The sequence below is a fragment of the Ideonella dechloratans genome, from assembly GCF_021049305.1.
In the GTDB taxonomy this organism is placed as follows: Bacteria; Pseudomonadota; Gammaproteobacteria; order Burkholderiales; family Burkholderiaceae_C; genus Ideonella; species Ideonella dechloratans.
Window position 1 is genome coordinate 2306311 of sequence record NZ_CP088081.1, and the last position, 11816, is coordinate 2318126.

At 70.9% G+C, this 11816-nt stretch carries 10 protein-coding genes and 1 pseudogene; 7 read left to right on the forward strand and 4 right to left on the reverse strand.

Going from position 1 to position 11816, the window contains the following annotated elements:
• Positions 1-8: 8 nt before the first annotated feature.
• Together LRM40_RS21470 and LRM40_RS10750 are read right to left on the reverse strand one after the other, a co-directional pair.
• Entirely contained in the window at positions 9-263 is a 255-nt protein-coding gene (locus LRM40_RS21470) for an SIMPL domain-containing protein (protein WP_310734161.1), read from the reverse strand.
• Positions 155-742 carry an SIMPL domain-containing protein gene (locus tag LRM40_RS10750; RefSeq protein ID WP_310734160.1) on the reverse strand — a complete coding sequence of 196 codons (588 nt, stop codon included), beginning with the start codon at positions 740-742 and terminating at the stop codon, positions 155-157. The genes LRM40_RS21470 and LRM40_RS10750 overlap by 109 nt, the downstream gene beginning before the upstream one ends.
• A gap of 152 nt (positions 743-894) precedes the next feature.
• Between LRM40_RS10750 and ompR the strand changes: the two genes are divergently transcribed.
• From ompR to LRM40_RS10785, 7 genes are all read left to right on the forward strand, one after another.
• Positions 895-1629, forward strand: coding sequence for an osmolarity response regulator transcription factor OmpR (gene ompR, locus LRM40_RS10755; RefSeq protein ID WP_022981811.1), 735 nt, complete (start codon positions 895-897; stop codon positions 1627-1629).
• Positions 1630-1672: 43 nt separating this feature from the next.
• A complete protein-coding gene (locus tag LRM40_RS10760) occupies positions 1673-3007 on the forward strand; it encodes a sensor histidine kinase family protein (protein WP_231067508.1) in 1335 nt (444 codons plus the stop codon).
• 253 nt (positions 3008-3260) lie between these two features.
• A complete protein-coding gene (locus LRM40_RS10765) occupies positions 3261-4211 on the forward strand; it encodes a TAXI family TRAP transporter solute-binding subunit (RefSeq protein ID WP_151124491.1) in 951 nt (316 codons plus the stop codon).
• 116 nt (positions 4212-4327) lie between these two features.
• Positions 4328-6454, forward strand: a complete 2127-nt coding sequence (locus tag LRM40_RS10770) for a TRAP transporter permease (protein WP_151124490.1) — start codon at positions 4328-4330, stop codon at positions 6452-6454.
• An 8-nt stretch (positions 6455-6462) separates the two neighbouring features.
• On the forward strand, positions 6463-6837 hold the full coding sequence (locus LRM40_RS10775; RefSeq protein WP_211373004.1) for a DUF1850 domain-containing protein: 375 nt from the start codon (positions 6463-6465) through the stop codon (positions 6835-6837).
• A gap of 16 nt (positions 6838-6853) precedes the next feature.
• On the forward strand, positions 6854-8740 hold the full coding sequence (locus tag LRM40_RS10780; protein WP_151124489.1) for a sensor histidine kinase: 1887 nt from the start codon (positions 6854-6856) through the stop codon (positions 8738-8740).
• A gap of 60 nt (positions 8741-8800) precedes the next feature.
• Positions 8801-10171 carry a sigma-54-dependent transcriptional regulator gene (locus tag LRM40_RS10785; protein WP_151124488.1) on the forward strand — a complete coding sequence of 457 codons (1371 nt, stop codon included), beginning with the start codon at positions 8801-8803 and terminating at the stop codon, positions 10169-10171.
• Here LRM40_RS10785 and ispF read toward each other — a convergent pair.
• Both ispF and ispD read right to left on the reverse strand, forming a co-directional pair.
• Positions 10164-10664 (reverse strand): 2-C-methyl-D-erythritol 2,4-cyclodiphosphate synthase, encoded by a 501-nt coding sequence (gene ispF / locus LRM40_RS10790; RefSeq protein WP_151124487.1) that lies wholly within the window; start codon positions 10662-10664, stop codon positions 10164-10166. The genes LRM40_RS10785 and ispF overlap by 8 nt on opposite strands.
• A gap of 377 nt (positions 10665-11041) precedes the next feature.
• Positions 11042-11755, reverse strand: a pseudogene (gene ispD / locus LRM40_RS10795) (2-C-methyl-D-erythritol 4-phosphate cytidylyltransferase); the annotation flags it as partial.
• Positions 11756-11816 lie beyond the last annotated feature (61 nt).

Genomic DNA, 11816 nt, shown 5'->3' on the forward strand with positions numbered 1-11816 from the left:
CATCCGGCTCACTTGAGCTGGATGCTGCCGGCCACGGTGGCGGTGACGCTGCCCTTGCCGGCCTCCACCGGCAGGGACTCGCCGTCGCCCACCTTGGCGGCGGCCATGGCCACCCGGAAGCGCGGCTCGGGCATCGGCGCACCGCCGTCGGTGTTCACCGACACCTCGCGCAGCGTGTAGCCGCCAAAGCCGAACTGGCGGGCATAGTCGCCCGCCTCGGCCCGGAAGCGGGCGATGGCCTGGGCGGTGGCCTCGGTCTGCAGCTTCTCGCGCGCCTCCCGCGACAGGCTGTAGCCCACGCGGGGGAGATGGTCAGGCTGCCGATCTGGCCGGAGAGCTGGGCGATGGCCGGCATGTCCCGGCCCTCGATGACCAGCTCGGTCGAGCCCTGCCAGCCGGTGATGCCGCCCTTGCTGCCGTAGCGCGGATAGACCGAGAAGGCGCCGCTGCGCAATTCCACCTGCCCGGGCCGGGCCTGGCGCCGTGCCTGGGCCATGGCGCCCTCCACCGCCTGCTTGAGCTGCTGCTGCACCTGGGTGGCGTCGCTGCCCTCCCGGGTGACGGACAGCACCAGGGTCATCCAGTCCTGGGGCGCTTCCACCGTGGCCTGGGCGCTGAGGTTCAGCACCCCCTCGGGCGCAGCCGCAGGCACCTGGGCCTGCGCCGCGGCCGCCGCGGTGAGCATGGACAGGCCGGCCAGACGGCTGCCGGAGCGAAGAAGGTGCAGATGTGTCGTCTTCATGCGTCCATTAACGCATGAAGACGACTTGGTGGACGACCCGATGGCGCAGCGATGTGAGAGAGCGGGAACATTTGTAACAGAGGGTCAGGGTCGGCCGGAAACCCGAAATCCGCCCCGCACAATCCGGCTCTGTTACAAATTGGGGTCCGACCATGAATGCCACCTCCTCCCCCCGCCAGGACCGCATCGTCGTCGTCGATGACGATGCCCGCATCCGCGACCTGCTGCGCCGCTATCTGACCCAGGAGGGTTTCGACGTGCTGCTGGCGGAAGATGCCAAGGCCCTGGCCCGGCTGCAGACCCGCGAGACCATCGACCTCATCGTGCTGGACCTGATGCTGCCGGGCGAGGACGGCCTGTCCATCTGCCGCCGCCTGCGTGCCGCCGGCGACCGCACCCCCATCATCATGCTGACCGCCAAGGTCGAGGACGTGGACCGCATCGTCGGCCTGGAAGTGGGCGCCGACGACTACCTGCCCAAGCCCTTCAACCCGCGCGAGCTGCTGGCCCGCATCCACGCCGTGCTGCGCCGCCGGCCCACGCAAGAAGCCCCCGGTGCCCCCGCCAAGGAGCCGCAGACCGTCACCTTCGGCCCCTTCGAGTTCGATCTCTCGCTGCGCCGGCTGACCAAGGACGGCGAGCAGATCACCCTGACCACCGGCGAGTTCTCGATGCTCAAGGCCCTGGTGCGCCACCCGCGCCAGCCCCTGTCGCGCGACAAGCTGGCCCAGCTGGCCCGTGGCCGCGAGTTCGAACCCTTCGACCGCAGCCTGGACGTGCAGATTTCCCGCCTGCGCAAGATGCTGGAACCCGATCCGTCCAACCCGCGCTACATCCAGACCGTCTGGGGTGTGGGCTACGTCTTCATTCCCGGCGACACTGCCTGAACCCTGACACCCTTTGCTGCGCCAGGCTGCGCTCCCCGCTGTCGTGTCCCTCAAACGCCCTGCCCTGTCGCTGAACCTGTTCTGGCGCACCTTCGTGCTGCTGGCCCTGCTGTTGACCGGCGGCGTGGCCGCCTGGGTGCAGACGCTGCGCCAGCTGGAGTTCGAACCCCGCGTGGCACAGGCGGCGCAGCAGCTGGCCAGCCTGGTCAACCTCTCGCGCGCGGCGCTGCAGTATTCGGACGGCATCAACCGCATCGCGGTCATCAAGACCATGAGCGAGCGCGAGGCGGTGCGCATCCTGCCGCGCAGCAAGGACGACCGCTGGGAGCCGCTGGAGACCGACCGATTCACCCGCCAGGTGGGCGCCGAGCTCAAGTCCCGGCTGGGCGACGACACGCTGCTGGCCCGCTCGGTCAATGACGAGCCGGCGCTCTGGATCGGCTTCACCATCGAGCAGGACCCGTACTGGCTGCAGGCCGACTATGCCCGGGTCGAGCCGCTCACGCCCAGCACCTGGATCGTCTGGGTGTCCATCGCCCTGCTCTTCTCGGTGCTGGGGGCGGCAGTCATCGCCAGCCTGATCAACAAGCCGCTGAAGAACCTGTCCTTCGCGGCCAGCCGCATCCGCGAAGGCGAGTACGACTCCCGCCTGGACGAGAGCAACATCACCACCGAGATCCGCGCTGTGAACATCGGCTTCAACCGCATGGCCCGCGAGCTGGCCAAGGTCGAGGAGGAGCGCGCGGTGATGCTGGCCGGCATCTCGCATGACCTGCGCACGCCGCTGGCCCGGCTGCGGCTGGAGGCCGAGATCAGCGTGGCCGACGAAGAGGCCCGCAAGGCCATGGCGCAGGACATCGACCAGCTCGACGCCATCATCGACAAGTTCATGGACTACGCCCGGCCGGACGACACCAAGACCAAGCCGGTGGACCTGGGCCTGGTGATCGAACGCGAGGCCGCCGCCTTCCGCGACAAGTCGCAGATCCGCTTCTCTCTGCGCCTGCCGCCGGGCATCAAGGTGCAGGGCGACGACGTGGAACTGGGCCGCGTTTTCGCCAACCTGTTCGAGAACGCCCGCCGCTACGGCCGCACGGTGGAAACCGGGGTGGCCAAGGTCAAGGTCAGCCACGTGATCACCGGCGACACGGTCATCGTCACTGTGCGCGACTACGGCCAGGGCGTGCCGCCCGAGAAGCTCGACCAGCTCACCACCCCCTTCTTCCGTGGCGACGCCGCCCGCACCGCGGCCACCGGTGCGGGCCTGGGCTTGGCCATCGTCAAGAAGGCGCTGCAGCGCATCGGCGCCTCGCTGGAACTGGTGAACGCCCGCGATGGCGGGCTGATGGCTCACATCCGGCTGCGCCGGGCCAGCTGAGCCCCCTTCCGACGCAGGCCGGCGGGGTGGCGAAAATCCGCCACCCCACCCGAACGGTGGCGGCATGCCGCCACCGGGTTCCCCCCGAGCGGCGGCCCGATCCAAGCCTTCAGTGAGCCCGCAGGGCCTCTTTTTTGAGGGCTATCCCTGAGCTTCCTCCCGCGTTTCTCCCGCCTCCCAGGCTGGCACACCGCGTGCAACATGGGCTGCGATGGTCACCGCCATCCTTCCCACATCACAACGGAGACAAAGCATGCGAAAGCTGCACGCCCTGATCGCTGGCGCGGTCTGTGCCTTCTCGATGGCGACCGCCTCGGCCCAGGCCCAGTTCATCAACGTCCTGACCGGTGGCACCAGCGGGGTCTACTACCCGATGGGTGTGGCCCTCTCCCAGCTCTACGGCAAGGCCATGCCCAGTGCCAAGGTCACCGTGCAAGCCACCAAGGCCTCAGCCGAGAATCTCAACCTGCTGGAAGCGGGCCGCGGCGAGATCGGCTTCACGCTGGGTGATGCACTGTCCGATGCCTGGCAGGGCAATGCCGAAGCCGGCTTCAAGGCCCCGCTGAAGAAGCTGCGCACAGTCGCCGGCATCTATTCGAACTACATCCAGATCGTGGCCAGCGCCGATTCCGGCATCCACACCCTGGCCGACCTCAAGGGCAAGCGCGTGTCCGTGGGCGCGCCCAAGTCCGGCACCGAACTGAACGCGCGCGCCATCCTGCGCGCCGCCGGCCTGAGCTACCAGAGTCTGGGCAAGGTCGAGTACCTGCCCTTCGGCGAATCGGTCGAGCTGATGAAGAACCGCCAGCTCGACGCCACCCTGCAGTCGGCCGGCCTGGGCGTGTCGGCCCTGCGGGATCTGTCCACCTCGATGAAGATCGTCGTCGTGCCCATCCCGGCCGACGTCATCGCCAAGGTGGGCGACGCGGCCTACCAGCCCGCCACCATCCCGGCCAACACCTACGACGGCCAGACCGCCGACGTGCCCACCGCGGCGATCCAGAACTTCCTGGTCACCCACGCCGGTGTGTCGGACGACACGGTCTACCAGATGACCAAGGCCATGTTCAGCAACCTGCCGGCCCTGGTGGCGGCCCACTCGGCGGCCAAGGGCATCAGCCTGCAGAACGCGGCCAAGACCTCGCCCATCCCCCTGCACCCCGGTGCCATCAAGTACTACAAGGAAGTCGGCCTGCTGAAGTGAGCGTGAAGTGAGCGGGCCGCGTGCCCTCTCCTTCCCCTCCCTTCCCTTCGCCTGACTGCCCCCGCGCCCCGGCCCGTGCCAGGGCGCCCCTCTGCCCCGCGCGCAGGAGTTCCCGCATGTCTTCTCCCGTCCCGGCCGGCGCCGCAGCGCAGGCCGACGATCTGCTGCAGAACCTCGATCATCCTTCGGACGATCACGGCCACACCCGCCGCTTGGGCGGCTGGGCCGCCTGGCTGGTGGTGATCGCTGCCCTGTCCTTCTCCGTCTTCCAGCTGGTGGTGGCGGCCTTCTCGCCCCTGTCCAGCCTGCCCACGCGCTCCATCCACGTGGGCTTCCTGATGCTGCTGGCCTTCCTGCTCTACCCGGCCCGCAGCAAGAGCGCCCGCGACCGCCTGCCCTGGCTGGATCTGGTGCTGGCCCTGGGCTGCTTCGTGCTGGGCCTGTACCACTGGAAGTTCGAAGCCGATCTGGTGTTGCGCTCGGGCGACCCCAACACCGCCGACATGGTGGTGGGCACGGCCTGCGTGGTGCTGCTGTTCGAGGCCGCCCGCCGCGTGCTGGGCCTGGCCCTGCCCATCGTCTGCGCCCTCTTCCTGGCCTACGGCATCTTCGGCGAATACCTGCCCGGCGAATTGGCCCACCGCCCCTTCGGCATGGACCAGATCATCTCGCAGCTGCACCTGGGCACCGAGGGCATCTACGGCACGCCCACCCTGGTGTCGGCCACCTACATCTTCCTGTTCATCCTCTTCGGCGCCTTCCTGGAGCATGCCGGCATGATCCGGCTGTTCAACGAGATGGCGCTGGGCTTCGTCGGCCATGCCAAGGGCGGCCCGGCCAAGGTGGCGGTGGTGTCCTCGGGCTTCATGGGCACCATCTCCGGCTCGGGCGTGGCCAACGTGCTGACCGTGGGCCAGTTCACCATCCCGCTGATGAAGCGCTTCGGCTACGCGCCGCACTTCGCCGGCGCGGTGGAGGCCACCGCCTCGATGGGCGGCCAGATCATGCCGCCGGTCATGGGCGCGGTGGCCTTCATCATGGCCGAGACGCTCAACGTGCCCTACGCCGAGATCTGCAAGGCCGCGGTGGTGCCCGCCCTGCTCTACTACGTGACCACCTTCTGGATGGTGCACCTGGAGGCCGGTCGCGCCAACCTGCTGGGCCTGCCCAAGGACCAGTGCCCCAACCCCTGGCGGGCCATCCGCGAGCGCTGGTACCTGATGCTGCCGCTGGCCGCCCTGGTGGCCATGCTGTTCCACGGTTTCACCCCGATGTTCGCCGGCCTCACCGGCCTGGCCCTGACCGGCGTGCTGATCCTGGGCACCACGGTGGCCGCGCAGTTCGGCCAGCGGGCCATGCGGGTGGTGTTCTGGATCGGCCTGGGCATCGTGGCCTCCTTCTTCGCCAAGTTCGGCATCTGGGTCATCCTGGGCCTGATCGCCGCGCTGGTGGCGGCCAATGCGGTGGCCCAGGGCGGCCGCAGCACCCTGGCCGCGCTGCGCGACAGCCTGATCGACGGCGCCAAGCAGGCGGTGCCGGTGGGCCTGGCCTGCGCCATCGTCGGCGTCATCATCGGCACGCTGACGCTGACCGGCGCGGCCACCAGCTTCGCGGGCTACATCCTGCAGGTGGGCGAGAAGAGCCTGTTCATGTCTCTGGTGCTGACGATGATCGTCTGCCTGATCCTGGGCATGGGCATCCCGACGATCCCGAACTACATCATCACCAGCTCGATCGCCGCGCCGGCCCTGCTCAAGCTGGGCGTGCCGCTGATCGTCTCGCACATGTTCGTCTTCTACTTCGGCATCATGGCCGACCTGACGCCGCCGGTGGCCCTGGCCGCGTTCGCCGCAGCGTCGATCGCCCGCGCCTCGCCGATGAAGATCGGCATGAAGGCCACCCAGATCGCCGCGGCGGGCTTCGTCGTGCCCTACATGGCCGTCTACGACCCGGCACTGATGCTGCAGCCCGGCGCCGACGGCGTGCTGCACTGGGGCGCCGCGGCTTACATGCTCTTCAAGTGCCTGGTGGCCATCGGCCTGTGGGGGGCGGCCGCCATCGGCTACCTGTCGCGCCCGCTGCATGTGCTGGAGCGGCTGTGGTGCGCGGCCGGGGCCCTGCTGCTGGTGGCCGCCATTCCGTTCACCGACGAGCTGGGCTTTGCCGCTGGCGCGCTGATGCTGGCCTGGAACGGCTGGCAGCTCAAGCGCCAGCGGCCGGCCGGCGTGGTCAGCGGGGCCTGAGCACCGCGATGCCCCTGGCCCTGTGTCTGAGCCGCGCGGCCACCACGGTGGTCGTGGCGGCCAGCCATTTCAGCCTGAGCTGGACCCACTCGATCGAAAGGATCCTGTGGGATGAGCAGTGGCAGGTCACGCCTGCCGGGCTGGTGGTGGTGGATGCCAGCATCCGGGGTTCCGGCGCCGGCATGGAGCCGCCGGATGACGCGGTGCTGCGTGACGGCGTCTGGCACTACCGGCCCCGGGTGCCGCCCCAGCCCGAGGTGGTGCTGGCCGCCTCGGATTTCACGGCCGACCACACTTTGTGCGCCGAAGGCCGCTGCCGACCACTGCACCAATGGGTGCCCGGCGAGGGCCCGGTGCGCATGACGCGCTGCGACGCGCCCTGAACCGAGGGCCCAACACATGCCCCGGCGGCCTGCGCTCTGGACGGCCATCGGCCTGGTGCTGCTGGGCGCGGCCATCGTGCTGGGCGCTTTTTCCGCGGTCTATCGCCACGGCTGGCAGCAGTTGCACGACCAGGCCCAGCGACGGCTGGACTTCCTGGGCGCCGACCTGACCACCACGCTGGAGAAGTACGAGAACCTGCCGATCGCGCTGGCCAGCCACTCCGAGCTGCCCGACCTGCTGCAGCACCCGGAGGACCCGGCCCGGCGAGACGCCGTCAACCGCCGGCTGGAGCGCCTGGCCCAGGCCACCCACGTCTTCGCCATCTACCTGATCGCGCCCAGCGGCGTCACCCTGGCGGCCAGCAACTGGGCCACCCCCACCAGCTTCGTCGGCCAGAACTACGCCTTCCGGCCCTACTTCCGCGACGCCCTGGCCGGCGGCACCGGCCGCTTCTACGCCATCGGCGCCACCACCAAGGAACCCGGCTACTTCCTGGCCCAGCCGGTGCGCGATGCCGCTGGCCGCCCCATCGGCGTGTTGGCGGTCAAGATCTCCTTCGACGACCTGGAGGCCAACTGGCAGCGCAGCGGCGAGCTGCTGATGCTGGCCGACGCCCGCGGCGTGGTCTTCCTGTCCAGCAGGCCGGAATGGCGCTTCCACACCCTGCGTCCGCTGGACGCCGCCACCCAGGCCCTGCTGCAGGCCACCCAACAGTATGGTGCCGGCCCGCTGGCCCCGCTGCCGCTGGACCGACCCGACGAGGCCTTCGACGGCCGGGCCACCCGGTTGGCCACCCGGGCCGAAGGCAACGGCCGCACGCCCCATTGGCTGCGGGTGGCCGCCCAACGCCGCACCCTGGGCCCGATGGACTGGACCCTGCTGTCCTTCGCGGAAACCGACGGCCTGACGCAGGATGCCCGCGCCCAGGCCCTGGCCGCCGGCCTGGCCTATGCGGTGCTGGTGGTGGGACTGCTTTACGCCCGGCTGCGCCGGCGCCGCGATGAAGAGCTGCGTCGCGTGCGGCGCGACCTGGAGCGCGCCAACGCCGAGCTGGAGGCCCGCATCGACGAGCGCACCGCCCACCTGCGCGGAGCCAACGAGGAGCTGGCCCGCAAGATCGAGCAGCTGGCAAGCACCCAGCGCACGCTGCAGGCCGCCCAGGACGAGCTGGTGCAGGCCGGCAAGCTGGCGGTGCTGGGCCAGATGGCCGCCAGCATCACCCACGAGATCAACCAACCCCTGGCCGCGCTGCGCGCGCTCAACGACAACGCCGGCCTGCTGCTGGCCCGCGGGGACCTGGACGCGGTACAGGCCAACATCGGCCGCATCGGCGGTCTGACGCTGCGCATCGCCGAGATCGTCGCCCGGCTCAAGGGCTTTGCGCGCAAGGACGAGCTGCAGCCGGTGCCGGTGGCGGTGGCCCCGGCGGTCGCGGCAGCCTGTGCCCTGGTCGCGGCCGATGCCCGGCAGGCGGGCCAGCAGATCGACATCGACCCCATCCCGCCCGGGCTGGCCGTGTTGGGCCAGACGGTGCGCATCGAACAGGTGCTGGTCAACCTGCTGCGCAACGCACTGGACGCCAACCGCGACCGTGGCGGGCTGCGGGTGCAGGTCCGCGCGGCCCAGGTGGGCGAGCAGGTGCGCCTGAGCGTCAGCGACGAGGGCCCCGGCCTGAGCCCGGCGGCCCGCCAGCGCCTCTTCGAGCCCTTCTTCACCACCAAGCCCGCCGGCCTGGGGCTGGGCCTGGGCCTGGCCATCTCGGCCTCCATCGCCAACGCCCTGGGCGGCAGCATCGAATTCGCCGACCGCGAAGACGGCCAGACGGGCACCGTGGCCACGCTGAGCCTGCCGGTGGCCGTGCTGGCCAGCCCGCCGGCCACGGCCCTGCCCACCATCGGCTGAGCCGCCGCACTGGCCGAGCGAGACTGAGCGATGATCGGGCCCCGTGTTCCCGCCTTCCCCATGAGTGATCCCCTGCGCACCGTCGTGCTGATCGAGGACGACCCCGGCGTCCAGCTGGCCGCCGCCCAGGCCCTGCAGATCGGCGGCTTCCAGGTGCTGCCCTGCGACAGCGCCGAACAGGCCCAGGCCCTGCTGAAACCCGACTTCCCCGGCGTGGTGGTGTGCGACGTGCGACTGCCCGGCAAGGACGGCCTGACCCTGCTGCGCGAGCTGCACCGCACCGATCCCGACCTGCCGGTCACGCTGGTGACCGGCCACGGCGATGTGGCCATGGCGGTGGAGGCCATGCGCGAGGGCGCCTGGGATTTCATCGAGAAGCCCTTTGCCTCCGAGCGCCTGATCGACGTGACCCGGCGCGCCGCCATCCAGCGCCAGCTGGTGCTGGAGAACCGGCGCCTGAAGGCCGCCTTGTCGGGCACCGGCCGGCTGATCGGCGCCTCGCCCGCCATGGAGCGCATCCGCACCCTGGTGGCCAACCTCGGCCCGACCGGGGTGGACGTGCTGATCGAGGGCGAGACCGGCGCCGGCAAGGAGGTGGTGGCCCAGGCCCTGCACGAGGCCAGCGGCGCCAGCGGGCCCTTCGTCGCGATCAACTGCGGCGCTCTGCCCGAGGCGGTGTTCGAGTCCGAGATCTTCGGCGCCGAGCCCGGCGCCTACACCGGCGCCACCAAGCGCCGCATCGGCAAGCTCGAACATGCGCGCGACGGCACGGTCTTCCTCGACGAGATCGAGTCGATGCCGCTGGCCCTGCAGGTCAAGCTGCTGCGGGTGCTGCAGGAGCGCAGCTTCGAACGCCTGGGCGGCAACACCGTGCTGCCGCTGCAGGCCCGGGTCATCGCGGCCACCAAGGTGGACCTCAAGGCCCTGGCCGACCGCGGGGGCTTCCGGGCCGACCTGTATTACCGCCTGAACGTGGCCACCCTGGCCCTGCCGCCGCTGCGCGAGCGGCGCGAGGACATCCCCCTGCTGCTGACCCATTTCGCCGAGCTGGCCGGGCTGCGCTTCCGCCGCCCGGTGCCGCGCTGGGGCGCGGCGCAGATGGCCGCCTGGCAGGCCCGCGACTGGTCGGGCAATGTGCGCGAGCTGCGCCACCTGGCCGACCGCTGGGTGCTGGGGCTGGAGGACACCGCGACGGAGGCCGCGGACCGTGACGCCCCCGCGGGCGCGCCTGGCGATGGCACGGCCGCGGCGCCGCGGGCCGGCCTGGAGGCCCAGCTGGAGGCCTTCGAGCGCGGGCTGATCGAGGCCGCGCTGCGCGAATCGCAGGGCAGCGTCAGCGCGGCGGCGGCGACACTGGACCTGCCGCGCAAGACCCTGTCCGACCGCATCCGCCGGCTGGGCCTGGACGCCGAGCGCTTCCGCCTCAGCTGAGCGCGGCCAGCAGGCAGACGGCGCGGGTCTCGATGGCCCGGCCCTCGCCCACCGGGCCCATCTTCTCGGCCGTCTTGGCCTTGACGTTGACCCGTGCGGGCTCGATGCCCAGGGCCTCGGCAATGCGAGCGACCATGGCCGGCACATGCGGCGCCATCTTGGGCGCCTGGGCGACGATGGTGCAGTCCACATTGACCACCTGCCAGCCGGCCGCGCGCACGCGGCGCATGGCCTCGGTGAGCAGGCGGTGCGAATCGGCGCCCTTGAACTCCACCGCCGTGTCCGGGAAGTGGCGGCCGATGTCGCCCAGCCCGGCCCCGCCCAGCACCGCGTCGGTGATGGCGTGCAGCAGGGCGTCGGCATCCGAGTGGCCCAGCAGGCCGTGGCTGTGCGGGAGGGTGACGCCGCCCAGCACCAGCGGCCGGCCCACCACCAGGGCATGGGTGTCCCAGCCTTCACCGATACGCAGCGCGGGCAAACTCGTCGTGCTCATTCGGCCACCTCCATGCGTTGGGCGATGCGCCAGAGCACGCCGCTGGGGTCGGTCAGCGTCATGTCCACCAGGCCCCAGGGCCGCTGCTGCGGCGGCTCGGCGCGCACGCCGTGCTCGGCAAAGCGGCCCAGCACGCCCTCTAGCTCCAGGCGGGCCCAGAAGGTCTGCAGGTCGTCCAGCGTCAGGTGCATCATGAAGTTCGCCGCGTGGGCGGGCTCGAAGAAGTCCTGCAGCAGAAAGGCCGTCTGCCCCATGCGGTAGCCGGCCAGCTTGCCCTGCGCGAACTCGCGGCTGAAGCCCAGGGCCTCGTAGAAGCGCTGCGACAGCGCGAAGTCGCGCGCGGGCACGAAGGCCCGGGCCTCGGCGCCGCGGCGCGCGGTGCTCAGGAGGCGCTCGGCCAGCGCGAAGTCGCCCGGCCAGGTGACCTTGAAGTTCTCGTAGTCGCCGCGCACCAGCTTCGGGCTGTGGCCCAGGGCCTCGATGGCGCTGGCCTCGTCGGTCACCTGCTCGCCGGCAAAGGCCAGCGCGGGCGCCAGCAGGCCCAGGCGGAACATCTGCGGCGTCTGCGCCGCCCACTTGCCGTTGCGGTCCACGGTGGCGGCCACGCGGCCCGCCTCTTCGGCCTTGAGCGTGTCGGCCACCGGCAGCGCCAGCAGGCCGCCCACCTCGTCATCCTGGCAGGCGTCGATCAGGCGGTCCACCCAGGCCGGGCGCAGCAGGCAGCGGGCGGCATCGTGCACCAGCACCCAGTCCTGCGGCTGGGCGCCGCGGGCGCGCAGCTCGTTCAGGCCATTGGCCACGGTTTCGGCCCGGGTGGCGCCGCCCACCTTGGCCAGCCAGATGCGGCCCTCGGCGGCATCGGCCAGGCCCGGCAGGTCTTCCTCGAACTGGGTGTCGTCCTCGGCCAGCACCACCAGGATGCCGGCCAGGCGCTCCACGCGCGAGAGTGCGGCCAGGGTGTGGGCCACCAGCGGCTGGCCCGCCACCGGCTCGTATTGCTTGGGTTGGAAGCTGCCGGCGCGGCTGCCGGTGCCCGCGCAGGGCACGATCGCGAAGCAGCGGGGCTCGGCCCCGACGGTGTAGGTGGTCATTGCCCGGATTCTAGAATTGCGGGGTTCAACGCCCCCGAGCCCGGCTCCGGGGCGTGTTGTC